At 73.3% G+C, this 16006-nt stretch carries 11 protein-coding genes and 1 pseudogene; 3 read left to right on the top strand and 9 right to left on the bottom strand.

What is annotated here, in order from left to right; genetic code table 11:
- Positions 1-21: 21 nt before the first annotated feature.
- Positions 22-1803 carry a glyoxylate carboligase gene (gene gcl / locus ACFWMZ_RS04435; protein ID WP_383179732.1) on the bottom strand — a complete coding sequence of 594 codons (1782 nt, stop codon included), beginning with the start codon at positions 1801-1803 and terminating at the stop codon, positions 22-24.
- Between the two features lie 320 nt (positions 1804-2123).
- Between gcl and ACFWMZ_RS04430 the strand changes: the two genes are divergently transcribed.
- Entirely contained in the window at positions 2124-2795 is a 672-nt protein-coding gene (locus tag ACFWMZ_RS04430) for a hypothetical protein (RefSeq protein ID WP_383199476.1), read from the top strand.
- Between the two features lie 65 nt (positions 2796-2860).
- On the opposite strand, the gene ACFWMZ_RS04425 is transcribed toward ACFWMZ_RS04430, so the two are convergent.
- Together ACFWMZ_RS04425 and ACFWMZ_RS04420 are read right to left on the bottom strand one after the other, a co-directional pair.
- Complete coding sequence (locus ACFWMZ_RS04425) at positions 2861-4480, bottom strand: AMP-binding protein (protein WP_383179738.1); 1620 nt, start codon at positions 4478-4480, stop codon at positions 2861-2863.
- Positions 4477-6153: an AMP-binding protein gene (locus ACFWMZ_RS04420; RefSeq protein ID WP_383179741.1), complete on the bottom strand. Its 1677-nt coding sequence runs from the start codon at positions 6151-6153 to the stop codon at positions 4477-4479. The genes ACFWMZ_RS04425 and ACFWMZ_RS04420 overlap by 4 nt, the downstream gene beginning before the upstream one ends.
- 212 nt (positions 6154-6365) lie before the next feature.
- Between ACFWMZ_RS04420 and ACFWMZ_RS04415 the strand changes: the two genes are divergently transcribed.
- Entirely contained in the window at positions 6366-7193 is an 828-nt protein-coding gene (locus ACFWMZ_RS04415) for a response regulator transcription factor (protein WP_383199561.1), read from the top strand.
- Between the two features lie 62 nt (positions 7194-7255).
- Here the strand turns inward: ACFWMZ_RS04415 and ACFWMZ_RS04410 are convergent.
- Positions 7256-7468 (bottom strand): annotated as a pseudogene (locus ACFWMZ_RS04410) (hypothetical protein); the annotation flags it as partial.
- 370 nt (positions 7469-7838) lie between these two features.
- On the opposite strand from ACFWMZ_RS04410, the gene ACFWMZ_RS04405 reads away from it, so the two are divergent.
- Positions 7839-8342 (top strand): NUDIX domain-containing protein, encoded by a 504-nt coding sequence (locus ACFWMZ_RS04405; RefSeq protein WP_383199474.1) that lies wholly within the window; start codon positions 7839-7841, stop codon positions 8340-8342.
- Positions 8343-8920: 578 nt separating this feature from the next.
- Here ACFWMZ_RS04405 and ACFWMZ_RS04400 read toward each other — a convergent pair.
- The 5 genes from ACFWMZ_RS04400 to ACFWMZ_RS04380 form a co-directional block, all read right to left on the bottom strand.
- A complete protein-coding gene (locus ACFWMZ_RS04400) occupies positions 8921-10108 on the bottom strand; it encodes an XdhC family protein (RefSeq protein ID WP_383179747.1) in 1188 nt (395 codons plus the stop codon).
- A gap of 63 nt (positions 10109-10171) precedes the next feature.
- On the bottom strand, positions 10172-11623 hold the full coding sequence (locus ACFWMZ_RS04395; protein ID WP_383199472.1) for an NCS2 family permease: 1452 nt from the start codon (positions 11621-11623) through the stop codon (positions 10172-10174).
- Between the two features lie 279 nt (positions 11624-11902).
- Complete coding sequence (locus ACFWMZ_RS04390) at positions 11903-14284, bottom strand: xanthine dehydrogenase family protein molybdopterin-binding subunit (RefSeq protein WP_383179753.1); 2382 nt, start codon at positions 14282-14284, stop codon at positions 11903-11905.
- Positions 14281-14880 carry a (2Fe-2S)-binding protein gene (locus ACFWMZ_RS04385; protein WP_383179756.1) on the bottom strand — a complete coding sequence of 200 codons (600 nt, stop codon included), beginning with the start codon at positions 14878-14880 and terminating at the stop codon, positions 14281-14283. The genes ACFWMZ_RS04390 and ACFWMZ_RS04385 overlap by 4 nt, the downstream gene beginning before the upstream one ends.
- Positions 14871-15749 (bottom strand): FAD binding domain-containing protein, encoded by an 879-nt coding sequence (locus tag ACFWMZ_RS04380; protein ID WP_383179759.1) that lies wholly within the window; start codon positions 15747-15749, stop codon positions 14871-14873. The genes ACFWMZ_RS04385 and ACFWMZ_RS04380 overlap by 10 nt, the downstream gene beginning before the upstream one ends.
- Positions 15750-16006 lie beyond the last annotated feature (257 nt).

Here is a 16006-nt window from a genome sequence, read left to right as displayed (position 1 = left end):
CCCCCTACAGCCCCGCCAGGGTCACCCCTTGAGCGTCCGCACAGCGGTGGGCGCATGCCCCGGCTCCGTAGCGAGTTCCTCGAACTCGTTGACCTTGTCGATGTCACTCCCGCTCATCGCGATGTTGGTGACGCGCTCCAGGACGGCCTCGACCACGACCGGGACGCGGAACTCCTCGGCGAGCTTGCGGGCCTCCTCGAAGGCCCCGGCCAGTTCGGCGGGGTCGGTGACGCGCAGGGCCTTGCAGCCCAGCCCTTCGGCGACCTTGACGTGGTCCACGCCGTAGACGCCCAGCTCGGGCGCGTTGATGTTCTCGAACTCCAGGTTGACCTGGAAGTCGATGTCGAAGTTCCGCTGCGCCTGCCGGATCAGCCCCAGGTAGGCGTTGTTGACCAGGACGTGGACGTAGGGGATGCGGTGCTGGGCGCCCACCGCCAGTTCCTCGATCATGAACTGGAAGTCGTAGTCGCCGGAGAGGGCGACGACCGGCGTCGTGGGGTCGGCGACGGCCACGCCGAGGGCGGCGGGGACGGTCCAGCCGAGCGGGCCCGCCTGACCGCAGTTGATCCAGTGGCGGGGCCGGTAGACGTGGAGCATCTGGGCGCCGGCGATCTGGGAGAGGCCGATGGTGGAGACGTACCGGGTCTCCGGGCCGAAGGCGCGGTTCATCTCCTCGTAGACCCGCTGCGGCTTGATCGGGATGTCGTCGAAGTGGGTGCGACGCTGGAGGGTGGCGCGGCGCTCCTGGGCGGTGGCGGACCAGTCGGAGCGGTCGGGCAGGGTCCCGGCGTCGCGCTGTTCGCGGGCGATCTCGACGAAGAGTTCCAAGGCGGCGCGGGCGTCGGAGGCGATGCCGTAGTCGGGGGCGAAGACGCGGCCGATCTGGGTGGGTTCGATGTCGACGTGGACGAAGGTGCGGCCCTCGGTGTAGACGTCGAGGCCACCGGTGTGGCGGTTGGCCCAGCGGTTGCCGATGCCGAGGACGAAGTCCGACTCCAGGAAGGTCGCGTTGCCGTAGCGGTGCGAGGTCTGCAGGCCGACCATGCCCGCGTTGAGCGGGTGGTCGTCGGGGAGGACGCCCCAGCCCATCAGGGTCGGCACCACGGGGACGCCGGTCAGTTCGGCGAACTCGGTGAGCAGGTCGGCCGCGTCGGCGTTGATGATGCCGCCGCCCGCCACGATCAGCGGGCGCTCGGCCTCCTGGAGCATCGCCAGCGCCTTGGCGGCCTGCGCGCGGGTGGCCGCGGGCTTGTAGACGGGCAGCGGCTCGTAGGTCTCCGGGTCGAACTCGATCTCGGCCATCTGCACGTCGAGCGGGAGGTCGACCAGGACCGGGCCGGGCCGGCCGGAGCGCATCAGGTGGAAGGCCTGCTGGAGGACGCCGGGGACCTGGGCCGGCTCCAGGACGGTGACCGCCATTTTGGTGACCGGGGCGGCGATGGAGGCGATGTCGACCGCCTGGAAGTCCTCCTTGTGGAGACGGGCGGTCGGCGCCTGGCCGGTGATGCAGAGGATCGGGATGGAGTCGCCGGAGGCGGAGTAGAGACCGGTGATCATGTCGGTGCCGGCGGGGCCGGAGGTGCCGACGCAGACCCCGATGTTGCCGGGGTGGGTGCGGGTGTAGCCCTCCGCCATGTGGGAGGCGCCCTCGACGTGCCGGGCCAGCGTGTGCTGGATTGCGCCGGACGCCTTGAGCGCGGCGTAGAAGGGGTTGATGGCCGCGCCCGGCACGCCGAACGCGCGGCTGACGCCTTCGCGCTTGAGGATCTCGACTGCCGCGCGGGCAGCGGTCATACGAGCCATGGAGGTCTCCTGGTTCGACGGCGGCCCCGGTTCCCGTCGCGCCCGCCGGTCGCCGGGTGCCGCATCAGCTTCCGTAGGCGAGGATCGGCCGACCCCTCCCTCAACAGGGTTTTTTCGCTCTACGGAAAACTGATTCTGTTATGTGGAATCAATCTAGAGTCGAGGTTCCGGCAGCGTCAAGGGGAGACCGGCGGGCGGGGCAGGACGTGAGCTCGGCGGGGCGGCCGTTCGGCCGGCGGGCAAACCGGGCGAACGCCCGCCCCGGGCCGCCTTCCTGGGAGACGATGGGCCGCCGACCACCTCGGCGAGGGGAGCCTGCGATGCCCGACCGCGTTCCGGTGCGGTGCCCGGTCTGCCGCCGCGACCACCAGTACGCGCCGACGGCGTACCCGTGCCGGTGCGGTGCGCCCGTGGTGGCGCCGCCCGCGCTCGGGGCGCCGGTCCGGCCCCTCGTCCACCGGGTCTGGGAGGACTCCTGGATCACCGTGCGGTGCGGCGCCTGCGGCCGCCAGGACCGGTGGCCGCAGCCCGAACTGGACTGCGGCTGCGGGGCGGTGCTGGCCCTGCCGGTGCTCTCGGTGCCGCAGGCGGCGACCCGCGGGGAGCCGAAGGTCCCCCGCCACGGGACGGCGCCCGCCTGGGACCCGGTGGCGCTGGCCGTGCACTGGCTGGAGCGGCTGGGCCACCGGGAGGTACGGCGGATGGAGCGGCGCGGGGCCAGCGCGGTGGGGCTGCGCGCCGACGGCGTCCTGGCGGAGGTGGAGACGGCGGTACGGCCGGTCGGCGCCCGGGCGGTGGAATGCCTGTGGCTGAGCGGCCTGGCGGCCGGGCTGCCCGCGGTGCACTTCGCGCGGGGCGGCTACACGGCGGGGGCCAGGCACCGGGCCGACGGGATCGGGCTGGCCCTCTTCGCCCTCGACCCGCGCGGCACGGCCCTGCCGGTCAGCGGGGCGGCGGGGGAACTGGCCCGGCGGGCGGGGAGCGACGGGTGAGCGGGCGGCCCGGACGCGTGTGGGGAGGCGTCACGCGTCCGGGGCCGGCCGGGGCGGGGCCGGGGTCAGCGGCCGTAGCGGTCGCGGAGCTCGACCTTGCGGACCTTGCCGCTGACGGTCATGGGGAAGGCGTCGAGGAGCTGGAGGCGGCTGGGGACCTTGTAGTGGGCGAGGCGGTCGCGGCAGTAGGCGCGCAGCTCCTCCAGGGTGAGCGGCCCGGTGCTCTGCCGCGGGATCACACAGGCCAGCACCTCCTCCCCGTACTTCCCGTCGGGCACGCCGACCACCTGCACGTCGGCGACCTTCGGGTGGGTGTACAGGAACTCCTCGATCTCCCTGGGGTATATGTTCTCCCCGCCGCGGATGATCATGTCCTTGATGCGGCCGACGATCTCCACGTACCCGTCGTCGCGGAGGACGGCGAGGTCGCCGGTGTGCATCCAGCCCGCCGGGTCGACGGCCTCGGCGGTGCGCTGCGGCTCCTCCCAGTAGCCGAGCATCACCGAGTAGCCCCGGGTGCAGAGTTCACCGGCCTCGCCGCGGGGCAGGGTGATGCCCGAGCCGGGGTCGATGACCTTGATCTCCAGGTGCGGCAGGACGCGGCCGACGGTGCCGGTCCGGTGGGCGAGGCTGTCGTCGCGCCGGGTCTGGGTGGAGACCGGTGAGGTCTCGGTCATGCCGTAGCAGATGGAGACCTCGGCCATGTGCATCTCGGCGACGACCCGCTTCATGACCTCCTCGGGGCAGGGCGAGCCCGCCATGATGCCGGTGCGCAGCGAGGTCAGGTCGTAGGAGGCGAAGTCGGCGAGGTTCAGTTCTCCTATGAACATCGTCGGTACGCCGTACAGCGCGGTGCAGCGTTCCTGGGCGACGGCGGTGAGGGTGGCGACGGGGTCGAAGACCGGGCCGGGGATGACGATGCAGGCGCCGTGGGTGGTGGCCGCGATGTTCCCCATGACCATGCCGAAGCAGTGGTAGAAGGGGACGGGCAGGCAGACGCGGTCCTGCTCGGTGTAGCCGACGTTCTCCCCGACGAAGTAGCCGTTGTTGAGGATGTTGTGGTGCGAGAGGGTGGCGCCCTTGGGGAAGCCGGTGGTGCCCGAGGTGTACTGGATGTTGATGGGGTCGTCGCAGCTCAGCTCCGCCTCGCGTTCCGCGAGCGCGTCGGGCGGGCAGCCGGACGCGGCGGCGAGCAGCGCCGTCCAGCTCTCCTCGCCGAGGTAGGCGGTCTCGCGCAGGGCGGGGCACTCCTCGCGGACCTCGTTGACCAGGGCGCGGAAGTCGTTGGTGCGGTGGCCGGGGGTGGCGACGAGCAGGCCGATGCCGGACTGGCGCAGCACGTAGGCGAGTTCGTGGGCGCGGTAGGCCGGGTTGATGTTGACCATGATCGCGCCGATCCGGGCGGTGGCGTACTGGACCAGCACCCACTCGGGGCAGTTGGTCGCCCAGATGCCGACCCGGTCGCCTTTGAGGACACCCCGGGCGAGCAGGGCCCGGGCCAGCGTCTCGACGTCCTCGGCGAAGCGGGCGTAGGTCCAGCGGCGGCCGGAGGCGACGTCGACGAGGGCCTCGCGGCCGGGGTGGGCGGCGACGGTGCGGGCGAGGGAGGCGCCGATGGTGTCGGGGAGCAGCGGGGTGGTGCCGGTGCCGTGGGCGTAGCTGAGGGTGGCGGGTGCGGTGGTCACCGGTACTCCTCCTCCAGGTATTCGGCGTCCGATCCGGCGGCGGTGGCGGTGCGCAGTTCGACCCGGCGGATCTTGCCGGAGACGGTCTTGGGCAGCTCGCCGAACTCCAGGCGCCGCAGCCGTTTGTAGGGGGCGAGGACCGCGCGGGAGTGCTCGAAGAGCAGCTTGGCGGTGTCGGGGCCCGGTTCCCATCCCGCGGCGAGGACGACGTACGCCTTGGGGACGGCGAGCCGCAGCGGGTCGGGGGCGGGGACGACCGCGGCCTCGGCGACCGCCTCGTGTTCGAGGAGGGCGCTCTCCAGTTCGAAGGGGCTGATCTTGTAGTCGGACGCCTTGAAGACGTCGTCGCTGCGGCCGACGTAGGTGAGGTGTCCGTCGGCGTCGCGGGCGCCGATGTCGCCGGTGCGGTAGTAGCCGCCGGCCATGGCCTCGGCGGTGCGCTCCGGATCGCCCCGGTAGCCGGTCATCAGGCCGACGGGGCGGGCGGCGAGGTCGAGGGCGATCTCGCCCTCGTCGGCGCCGGGTTCGCCGGTGACGGGGTCGAGGAGGGTAACGGCGTAACCGGGGCTGGGGCGGCCCATGGAGCCGGGCTTGAGGCGCTGGCCGGGGGTGTTGGCGACCTGGACGGCGGTCTCGGTCTGGCCGAATCCGTCCCGGATGGTCACGCCCCAGGCGCGGCGGACCTGTTCGATGACTTCCGGGTTGAGGGGTTCCCCGGCGGCCAGCGCCTCCCGGGGCGGGGTGGCGAGCCGGGTGAGGTCGGCCTGGATGAGCATGCGCCAGACGGTCGGCGGCGCGCAGAAGGTGGTGACGCCCGCGCGCTCCATCTCCCGCAGCAGGCGGTCGGCGTCGAAGCGGGTGTAGTTGTGGAGGAAGACGGTGGCTTCGGCGTTCCACGGGGCGAAGAGGTTGGACCAGGCGTGCTTGGCCCAGCCCGGCGAGGAGATGTTGAGGTGGACGTCGCCGGGGCGCAGACCGGTCCAGTACATGGTGGCGAGATGGCCCACGGGGTACGACACATGGGTGTGCTCGACCAGTTTGGGCCGGGCGGTGGTGCCGGAGGTGAAGTACAGCATCAGCGGGTCGGCGGGGTCGGTCGGCCCGTCGGGGGTGAACTCCGCGGAGGCGTCGGCCGCCTCGGTGTACGGCCGCCATCCCTCGGCGGGCGGCCCGACGGCGATCCGGGTGTACCCGCCGGGTACGTCGGTGAACTTCGGCGAGTCCTCCGTACGGGCGATCACGTGCCGCACCCCGCCGCGCTCCACCCGGTCGCGGAGGTCGGCCGGGCCGAGCAGCGGGGTGGCCGGGATGACGACGGCGCGGAGCTTCATCGCGGCGAGCGCCGTCTCCCACAGCTCGGCCTGGTTGCCCAGCATCACCAGGACGCGGTCGCCGGGGGCCACGCCCAGTCCGCGCAGCCAGTTGGCGGTCCGGGCCGAGCGCCTGGCCATGGCGGCGAAGCTGACGACCGTCTCGGCACCGTCCTCCTCGACGATGTGCAGGGCGGGCCGGTCGTTCCCCTCGGCGATGACGTCGAACCAGTCGAGGGCCCAGTTGAACCGCTCGGGCCGGGGCCACCTGAACCCGGCGTACGCCGTCTCGTAATCGGTGCGGTGCCGTAGCAGGAAGTCCCGGGCCTCGCGGAACTGTTCGGTGGCACTGGTTGCCGCCATGTGTCCTCCTCATTGCCGGACCACTGCCTACCATCGTCTAATTCGTGATGCAGGTCTCACCACCCCCGGACGGGGGTACGGACGGACCATGCCCGAACGTCCGGGACCGGGACGAGCAGGGCGAAGGGGCAGGAAGGAGCACGGATGTGACGACGGGCGGACAGGATCGCTCGCGCGGGCGGGCGCGCGGCGGCGATCTCGAAGGCGCCGAGATGCGGGAGGCGTTGACCAGGCTGCGGCGCGCCACCGGCCTGCCGATCGCCTTCGGCGGGCTCATCGAGGGACGCCACCAGGTACGCATCGCCGAGCTGAGCGGTACGGGCACCACCGCCCTGCGCGGCCTCAACGTCTCCTCCGGCAACGGCCTGGGCGGCAAGGCCGTCGCCCTCACCCGCCCGTGCGCGGTCACCGACTACCGCGCCTCGCGCCGGATCAGCCACGAGTACGACGCGGCGGTCGCCGCCGAGGGCCTGCGCTCCGTCCTCGCCGTCCCGGTCGTCGTCCACCGCCACGTCCGGGGCGTGCTGTACGGAGCGCTGCGCGCCCCCACCCCGGTCGGCGACCGGACCCTGTCGGCGGCGGTGGCGGCGGCACGCGACATCGAACAGGCCCTGGTCGCCCGCGAGGAGGCGGCGCACCTGCTGTCGCGGGCCGGGGAGCCCTCACTGCCCGGCTCTCCCGCGGCGTGGGAGGAGGTCCGCGAGATCCACGGCGAGCTGCGCACCCTCGCGGCCCGGCTGGCCGACCCGGCCCTGCGCGCCGAACTCCTCGCCGCCTGCACCCGGCTGGCCCGCGCCGGACATCCCCAGTCCGCGGCGCCGCCCGGCGCGCCGAAGATGCCGCCCGCGGTGCTGACCCCCCGCGAGGTCGACGTGCTGGTCTGCGTGGCGGGCGGGGCGACCAACGCGGCGGTGGCGGGCCGGCTCGGGGTACGGCCGGAGACGGTCAAGGGGTACCTGCGCTCGGCGATGCGCAAACTGGGCGCCCACACCCGGCTGGAGGCGGTGGTGGCGGCGCGGCGGCTGGGGCTGCTGCCCTGACGCCCGGCGGGCCCGGCGGACATGCCCGAGGGAGCGGCGGGACCGTCCGGAGCCTTGGTGCGTCAGAGCTGCCGCCGCTCCGGGGCCGAAGGTCGCCCGTGCCCCTCAGCCCGTGTGGAGATCCGGAAGCGATCGGGTTCCGCCGGGTCCCGGTCGACGACCTGGATCGGCGCCGCGGCCCATTGCCGGACGCCGGCGCCTGACGTGCGGGAGAACCGGATCTCCCCCCGGGTGCCCATGGCCGCGACGTCCGGCCGGGCTCGGGCGATGCGAGCGCCGATCCGGACAGGCGGCCCGTCGGTCCGCTCCGGCCCTCTCGGCGTGGGTGGCGTGTCCATGCGTAGGCGTCCCGCTCTCGTGACGATGCGCTCCCGGTCAACCCAGATCGCCGAGCGGCAGGGCCCGGCGGTGCGCTTCCGTCCCGGCGGGCGCACCTGGGTGTTCACACCGACATTGCATCCACCACCGCCGCCGACGGGCAACCGGATTTCGCGCCCTTCGCCGTCAGCGCTCGGCCGGGAACGCGTACCGCACACCGGCCAGTCGCTCCGGCACCATACGGAGAGTTCGTACGCCGCGAGGTGAACGCGGCGCTCGTCGTCGGCACGCGGCTGCTCCGAAGCGCCGTCACGTACGGTCTGCGCCATGACGGAAGAGGAGGCGAGGATGCCGAAGCCCCGGGCGCAACTGGTCATGGCGGTCGTCCGCAGGGGGGACGAGGTCCTGCTGGTGCGGGAGCGCCTGGGTGCGGGCGGTGAGTCCCTCTGGTCGCTCCCGGGCGGCGGCGTCGAGGACGGCGAACTCGCACACGGGGCATTGCGGCGGGAGTTGAGGGAGGAGACCGGGCTGCTGGTCGGCGATCCGGTGCGGACCGCGTTCCTCGTGCACGTCGACTCCGCTTCGCATCCTTCGGCGTGGGCCGCCGCCTTCGAGGTCGGCGGCTGGTCGGGGGAGATCGCGCCGGAGGACGACGAGATCGAGAAGGCCGCGTTCTTCGCTCTACCTGACGCGCTGGAACTGCTCGGCGAGTTGGACAGCGCCGCCCAGCGCGACCCCATCGTCGGATATCTGGCGGGTGAGGTCGCCCCAGGGACGATGTGGCTGTACCGGGGCCGTGGTGCAGACGAGACGCTCGTCGCCCGCTGGTGAATGCGGGTGACCCGCGGCAGGGCCAAGGGCTGCCTCACAAGTGAATGCGAGACATGCCGACTGGCGGTCGTCGGCGTCGGTCCGTCCTCCGGTGAGGGTGGCGCCGACGACTGGGCTCAAGAGCTCGCGGTCGGCAGCCGTTCACCGATGTTCCGGGCTGCCTCCCGGATCCGGTGGGTGCTCCGTGCGGCCACTTCTGGGAGGAAAGCGGTGGTGAGCAAGGGGAAGGAGCTACTCGGACCCTTGGCCGGTGCAGTGAGAGGGCGTGGTGCCGGGTGCCGTGGCCGCTGTCCACGGTGTGCCGGGCACGCTCTGACCCACCCGGTGGGAGGAGAACGGCAAAGACCGTCGGCTCACTGCAGGAGATCGGGGACCCGCGGATGCCTTTCGGCGGCCGCAGGGGCAGGCCGGGCGGTCGGCGTGCGCTGCCGGCGCGGCCTGCGGGAACTCCGTACGGGCGGACGGGCGTACGCGGGTACGGGTTCGCGGCGGGCGGCCGGTGGGCGTGGCTGACGCGGGGGCGGGGCGTCGGCGGGAGCCGGGGCGGACGGGCCTCTCAGAGAAAGCAGCCCGGGGTGTCAGGCGGCCGATCCGACACGGCCTTCGGAGCCGGTGGGGCCGTCGTGGTGGATCGGGGTGTGGGCGCCGCGCAGCGGGACGCCGGTGCCGCCCCGGCGCAGGGCGACGATCTCGGCGGCGATGGACAGGGCGGTCTCCTCGGGGGTGTGCGCGCCGAGGTCGAGGCCGATCGGCGAGCGGAGCCGGGCCAGCGCGGTCTCGGGGACGCCCGCCTCGCGGAGCCGGGCGTCGCGGTCCAGGTGGGTGCGGCGCGAACCCATGGCGCCGACGTAGGCGACGGGCAGGGTCAGGGCCAGCCGCAGCAGCGGGATGTCGAACTTGGCGTCGTGGGTGAGGACGCAGAGCACGGTGCGTGCGTCGACCTCGGTCCGCTCCAGGTAGCGGTGCGGCCAGTCGACCACGATCTCGTCCGCCTCGGGGAAGCGGGCGGCGGTGGCGAAGACGGGGCGGGCGTCGCAGAGGGTGACGCGGTAGCCGAGGAAGCGGCCCATCCGCACCAGCGCCGAGGCGAAGTCGATCGCCCCGAAGACGATCATGCGCGGGGCGGGCAGGTTCGCCACGACCAGCAGGCCGGTGCGCGGCCCGCACCCGGTGTCGTCGCCGCCCTCGCCCCAGCCGCTGCCGGGGCCGCCGTCCCCGCCGACGGTGATGTGGGCGGTGCGTCCGGCGTCCAGGAGCGCCCGGGCCTGCGCGGCGGCGGCCCGTTCCACGGCGGGCAGGGCGCCGAGGCCGCTGTCGGCCGTGCCGTCGGCGCGGACCAGCAGAGGCTGGCCGAGGAGTTCGGCGGGGCCCTCGGTGACGAGGGCGAGGGCCGCCGCCTCGCCGCGGATCGCGGCGGCGAGGGCGGCGGCCAGGACCGGCCGGGCGGGATCGCCGCGGCGGACCGGGGTGACCAGGATGTCGATGACACCGCCGCAGGTCAGGCCGACCGCGAAGGCGTCGTCGTCGCTGTAGCCGAAGCGTTCGCGGACGGGACGGCCGTCCTCGACGGCCTGGCGGCACAGGTCGTAGACGGCGCCCTCGACGCAGCCGCCGGAGACGGAGCCGATGACGGTCCCCCCGGCGTCGACGGCGAGGGCGGCGCCGGGCCCGCGGGGCGCGCTGCCGGAGACCGCCACGACAGTGGCGACGGCGAAGTCGCGGCCCTGCTCGGTCCAGCCGTGCAGTTCGGCGGCGATGTCCAGCACGGTCCTTCTCCTTTGCGCGGTTACGCGGTTACGCGGTTACGCGGTTGCCGGAGCCGGACGGCGTCACTTCACGCCGAGCCAGCTCTCGATGGGACTGAGGGCGAAATAGACGAGGAAGACGGCGGCCAGGACCCACATGAAGGCTCCGACCTGGCGGAACCTACCTTGTGCCGCCTTGATCGCGACATAGGAGACGACGCCCGCGCCGACCCCGGCGGTGATCGAGTAGGTGAACGGCATGAGGACCACGGTGAGGAAGACCGGGACGGCGACCGAGCGGTCGGCCCAGTCGACGTGCCGGGCGTTCTGCATCATCATCGCGCCGATGACCACCAGCGCGGCCGCCGCGATCGGTCCTGGCACGATCTGCGCCAGCGGGGTGAAGAAGAGCCCCGCCGCGAAGAGCGTCCCGGTGACGACCGAGGAGAGGCCGGTGCGGGCGCCCTCCCCCACGCCGGTGGCCGACTCGACGAAGACGGTCTGCCCGGAGGCTCCCGCGACGCCGCCGATGGCACCGCCGGCGCCGTCGACGAAGAGGGCCTTGGAGAGGCCGGGCATGCGGCCCTTCTCGTCGGCGAGGTTCGCCTCGGTGCCGACACCGATGATGGTGGCCATCGCGTCGAAGAACCCGGCGAGGACCAGGGTGAAGACGATCATGCCGACGGTGAGCGCGCCGACCGATCCCCAGCCGCCGAACTCGACGTGGCCGAAGAGCCCGAAGTCGGGCATGGAGACGGCGCTGCCGTTCAGCTCGGGGGCGCTGCCGCCCCACGCCTTGGGGCCGAGGTCGCCGACGGCGTTGACGATCACGGCGAGGACGGTGCCGGTGACGATGCCGATGAGGATGGCGCCGGGCACGTTCCGCGCCTGGAGCATGAAGATCAGCAGCAGGGTGACGCAGAAGAGCAGCACGGGCCAGCCGCTGAGCTGCCCGCCCGTGCCGAGGGTGACCGGGTTCCCCTTGCCGACGAATCCGGCGTTGAAGAGGCCGATCAGGGCGATGAAGGCGCCGATGCCGATGGTGATGCCGTGCTTGAGGGCGAGCGGGATGGCGTTCATGATCGTCTCGCGGAGCCCGGTGACCACCAGCAGGATGATCACCACGCCGTACATGACGCACATGCCCATCGCCTGCGGCCACGTCATGTAGGGGGCGACCTGGGTGGCGAGGACACCGGAGACCGAGAGCCCGGCGGCGAGCGCCAGCGGGACCTTGCCGACGAAGCCCATCAGCAGGGTGGAGACGGCGGCCGCCAGCGCGGTGGCGGTGATGAGGCCGGCGTGGTCGAGGCGGTTGCCCGCGACGTCGGGGCCGGAGAGCAGCAGCGGGTTGAGCAGGAGGATGTAACACATCGCCATGAAGGTGGTGACGCCGCCGCGCATCTCGCGGCCGAGCGTGGACCCCCGGTCGGTGATGTGGAAGTACCGGTCGAGCCAGGAGCGCCCCGCCGGGACGCGCGAGCCGTCGCCCGCGTCGTCGGCGGTCGTCCCCGGCTTGAGGGACTGGTCGGTCATGAGGGTGTCTCCCGTGGTCACAGGGGGCCCGTACGGCCGGACGCGGTACGGGTGGGGTGGTGCGCTGGACGCACGACCCGGGGGACGGCCCGAGACGAACGGTCCGCGGCCGGGCCCCTTCTCGGGGCGCGGGCGTGGGGTGGTGCCGAGGTGCGGGGCCGTGAGCGGGCGGCCCCGGGGCTCCGGGCGGTGCGGGCTGGGAAGGCGTGACGTTTCCTGGGAGGCACGCACCGCCCGGAGGGCGGGTGGGCCGCCCCGCGGTGGGCGGGGCGGCGCCGGTCAGGTCCCGGTGAGGTGCTCGGGACGGACCGGGGTCCGGTCCAGCTCCAGGCCGGTCGCCGCGCGGATCGCCGCGAGGACCGCCGGGGTGGAGGAGAGGGTCGGCGCCTCGCCGACGCCGCGCAGCCCGTACGGGGCGTGGTCGTCGGCGAGTTCGAGGACGTCGACCGGGATGGTCGGGGTGTCGAGGATGGTCGGGATCAGGTAGTCGGTGAAGGAGGGGTTGCGGACCTTGGCGGTGGCCGGGTCCACGACGATCTCCTCCATGACGGCGACGCCGAGGCCCTGGGTGGAGCCGCCCTGGATCTGGCCGACCACGGAGAGCGGGTTGAGGGCCTTGCCGACGTCCTGCGCGCAGGCCAGCTCCACCACCTTGACCAGGCCGAGTTCGGTGTCGACCTCGACCACGGCGCGGTGGGCGGCGAAGGAGTACTGCACGTGCCCGTCGCCCTGCCCGGTGTGCAGGTCGAGGGGTTCGGTGGGCCGGTGGCGCCACTCCAGCTCCAGGTCGACCACCTCGTCGCCGAGCACCTCGGCGAGGTCGGCGAGGACCTCCCCGCCGTCGGTGACGACCTTGCCGCCCTCCAGGAGGAGTTCGGCGGTGGCCCAGGCGGGGTGGTACGTGCCGAGCCTGGCGCGGCCCAGCTCCAGCACCTTCTCCCGGACCGCCTCGCAGGCGTGCTTGACGGCGCCGCCGGTGACGTACGTCTGCCGGGAGGCGGAGGTCGATCCGGCCGAGCCGACCCGGGTGTCGGCCGGGTGGATGGTGACCTGGGAGACGCCCAGTTCGGTACGGGCGATCTGGGCGTGCACGGTGATGCCGCCCTGCCCGACCTCGGCCATCGCGGTGTGCACGACGGCGACGGCCTCGCCGCCGATCGCCTGGAGGCTGACCCGGGCGGTCGAGTAGTCGTCGAAGCCCTCGGAGAAGCCGACGTTCTTGATGCCGACGGCGTAGCCGACACCGCGGACGACGCCCTCGCCGTGGGTGGTGTTGGAGAGGCCGCCGGGCAGGGCGCGCACGTCCGGAGCGCCGCCGGCCGACTCCCACTGGCGCTCGGGCGGCAGGGGGCGGGCCTTGACCCGGCGCAGCAGTTCGGCGACGGGCGCGGGCGAGTCGACCGACTGGCCGGTGGGCAGGACGGCGCCCTGCTCCATGGCGTTGATCTGCCGCAGCTCGACCGGGTCCATCTCCAGAGCGGCGGCGAGCTTGTCCATCTGCGCCTCGTACGCGAAGCACGCCTGGACGGCGCCGAAGCCGCGCATGGCGCCGCAGGGCGGGTTGTTGCTGTAGAGGGCGATCGCCTCGATCTCGACGTCGTCCACGACGTAGGGGCCCGCGCCGAGCGAGGCCGCGTTGCCGACGACGGCGGGCGAGGAGGAGGCGTACGCGCCGCCGTCCAGGACGATGCGGCAGACGAGGTGGGTGAGCTTGCCGTCGCGGGTCGCGCCGTGTTCGTAGTGGAGCTTGGCGGGGTGGCGGTGGACGTGGCCGAAGAAGGACTCGAAACGGTTGTAGACCATCTTCACGGGCTTGCCGGTGCGCAGCGCCAGCAGACAGGCGTGGATCTGCATCGACAGGTCCTCGCGGCCGCCGAAGGCGCCGCCGACGCCGGAGAGCGTCATGCGGACCTTCTCCTCGGGCAGGCCGAGGACGGGCGCGATCTGGCGCTGGTCGGCGTGGAGCCACTGCGTGGCGACGTACAGGTCGACGCCGCCGTCCTCGGCGGGCACCGCGAGCCCCGACTCGGGGCCCAGGAACGCCTGGTCCTGCATGCCGAAGACGTACTCGCCGGTGACCACCACGTCGGCGCGGGCGCGGCCCGCCTCGACGTCGCCGCGGATGATGGGCTGGCGGTGGACGATGTTCGGGTGCGGGGTGTGCGCGGCGTGGTGGTCGTCGCGGTTCTCGTGGAGCAGGGGCGCGTCCGGGGCGGTGGCCGTGGCCTCGTCGGTGACGAGCGGCAGCTCCTCGTAGACCACCTTGATCTTGGCGGCTGCGCGGCGGGCCGTCTCCGGGTGGTCGGCGGCGACCAGGGCGACCGGCTCGCCGTGGTGGCGGACCCGCTCGTGGGCGAGGGCCGGGGTGTCCCGGATCTCCAGGCCGTAGTGCTTCACCTCGGCGGGCAGGTCGTCGTAGGTGAGGACCGCGTACACGCCGGCCTGGGCCAGGGCCTCGCCGGTGTCGATGGAGACGATGCGGGCGTGGGCGTGCGGGGAGCGCAGGGTGTGGCCCCAGAGCATGTCCTCGTGCCACATGTCGGAGGCGTACGCGAACTCGCCGGTGACCTTGAGGGTGCCGTCGGGCCGCAGCGTCGACTCGCCGATCCCGCCCTTGGTGGCGCCCTGGGTCAGGTGGCCGGGGACGCCGGTGGCGGTCATCGGCTCACCGTCCCTTCCTGGCGGGCGGCGGCGAGGCGGACCGCGTCGAGGATCTTCTCGTAGCCGGTGCAGCGGCAGAGGTTGCCGGAGAGGGCCTCGCGGATGTCGGCGTCGCTGGGCGAGGGGTTCTCCTCCAGCATCTCGTCGGCGGCGACCAGCAGGCCGGGGGTGCAGAAGCCGCACTGGACGGCTCCGGCGTCGATGAACGCCTGCTGGATCGGGGAGAGTTCGGTGCCCTCGCCGGTCTGCGAGTCGGTGCCCCTGGCGGGGTCGGCGCGCCACCGCTTGGCCTCGTCGAGCCCGGTGCCGCAGGCGCCCGAGGCGCAGTCGCCGCCCTCGGTGCGGCAGGCGGCCAGGGCGGCGAGGCCCTCGACGGTGACGATGTCGCGGTCCTGGGCCTGGCCCGCGGCGACCAGGCAGGAACAGACCGGTACGCCGTCCAGGCGGACCGTGCAGGAGCCGCACTCGCCCTGCTCGCAGGCGTTCTTGGAGCCGGGCAGGCCCATCCGCTCGCGCAGGACGTACAGCAGCGACTCGCCCTCCCAGACGTCGTCGGCCTCCTGGCGGCGGCCGTTGACGGTGAAGTTCACGCGCATGCGGTGCTCCTCTCGCGGGCGGCCCAGGTCCAGCCGAGGGTGCGGCGGGCCAGGACGCCGATGGCGTGGCGGCGGTAGGCGGCGGTGCCGCGGACGTCGTCGATGGGGTTGCAGGCCCCGGCGGCCAGTGTGGCGAACTGCTTGACGAGGGACTCGGGGAGCGGCGCGCCGCTCTCCCAGTGGTTGCCCTCCTCCAGGGCGGCGCCGAGGAACTCCTCGGCGGCCTTGGCCCGGACCGGGGTGGGCGCCGCGGAGCCGATGCCGGTGCGCACGGTGCGCGTCTCGGGGTGCAGGGCGATCCCGAAGGCGCAGACGGCGATGACCATGGCGTTGCGGGTGCCGACCTTGGAGAACTGCTGCGGGCCGTCGGCCTTGCGGACGCGGACGGCGCGGATCAGCTCGTCGGGGGCGAGGGCGTTGCGCTTGACGCCGGTGTAGAAGTCGTCGATCGGGATGAGCCGGGTGCCGCGTACGGACTCCGCCTCGACCTCGGCGCCGGCGGCGAGCAGCGCCGGGTGGGCGTCGCCCGCCGGGGAGGCGGTGCCGAGGTTGCCGCCGACGCCGCCGCGGTTGCGGATCTGCGGGGAGGCGACGGTGTGCGAGGCGAGTGCCAGACCGGGCAGGTCGCCGCGCAGGTGCTTCATGATGCGGCTGTACGGGACGCTCGCGCCGAGGCGGATGCTGTCGCCGAGGTCCTCCCAGGCGGTCAGCTCCTCGATGCGTCCGAGGTCCAGCAGGTGGTCGGGGCGGCGGTGGTCGAAGTTGATCTCGACCATCACGTCCGTGCCGCCCGCGATCGGCACGGCGGCGGGGTGCTCGGCCTTCGCGGCGAGCGCCTCCTCCCAGCCGGCGGGACGAAGGAAGTCCATGCGGGGCTCTCTTCCGGTGTCGTGGCGTCGATGGCGTACGGGCAGTTCCGGCGGTGCCGTGCGGGGCGGAGCTCGGACGTGCGTCACGGGCCGGCGGGGCGGTCCGGTCCTGTTCGGAACGGTCCACCGGATCCGGCCTCGTTCGTGCGCTGTTCACGCGAAGTGCGGTCAGTACACAGGCCTGCGGGGGGCTGCGGTCAGTCACCGAACACATGAAGGAATTGGCTGGCCACGGCAGGCTTCTTGTAGATTCATAT

Origin of the sequence: Streptomyces sp. NPDC058373, assembly GCF_042723275.1 — a bacterium.
Taxonomy (GTDB): domain Bacteria; phylum Actinomycetota; class Actinomycetes; order Streptomycetales; family Streptomycetaceae; genus Streptomyces.
This window is presented reverse-complemented; position numbering and strand designations above follow the sequence as displayed.

What these genes read in the sequence shown, in the direction of transcription:
- ACFWMZ_RS04430 (WP_383199476.1), top strand. Translation starts at nt 2,124, where the DNA reads ATGCCCGACCGCGTTCCGGTGCGGTGCCCGGTCTGCCGCCGCGACCAC.
- ACFWMZ_RS04420 (WP_383179741.1), bottom strand. Translation starts at nt 6,153, where the DNA reads ATGGCGGCAACCAGTGCCACCGAACAGTTCCGCGAGGCCCGGGACTTC.
- ACFWMZ_RS04380 (WP_383179759.1), bottom strand. Translation starts at nt 15,749, where the DNA reads ATGGACTTCCTTCGTCCCGCCGGCTGGGAGGAGGCGCTCGCCGCGAAG.
- ACFWMZ_RS04395 (WP_383199472.1), bottom strand. Translation starts at nt 11,623, where the DNA reads ATGACCGACCAGTCCCTCAAGCCGGGGACGACCGCCGACGACGCGGGC.
- gcl (WP_383179732.1), bottom strand. Translation starts at nt 1,803, where the DNA reads ATGGCTCGTATGACCGCTGCCCGCGCGGCAGTCGAGATCCTCAAGCGC.
- ACFWMZ_RS04385 (WP_383179756.1), bottom strand. Translation starts at nt 14,880, where the DNA reads ATGCGCGTGAACTTCACCGTCAACGGCCGCCGCCAGGAGGCCGACGAC.
- ACFWMZ_RS04405 (WP_383199474.1), top strand. Translation starts at nt 7,839, where the DNA reads ATGACGGAAGAGGAGGCGAGGATGCCGAAGCCCCGGGCGCAACTGGTC.
- ACFWMZ_RS04390 (WP_383179753.1), bottom strand. Translation starts at nt 14,284, where the DNA reads ATGACCGCCACCGGCGTCCCCGGCCACCTGACCCAGGGCGCCACCAAG.
- ACFWMZ_RS04415 (WP_383199561.1), top strand. Translation starts at nt 6,366, where the DNA reads ATGCGGGAGGCGTTGACCAGGCTGCGGCGCGCCACCGGCCTGCCGATC.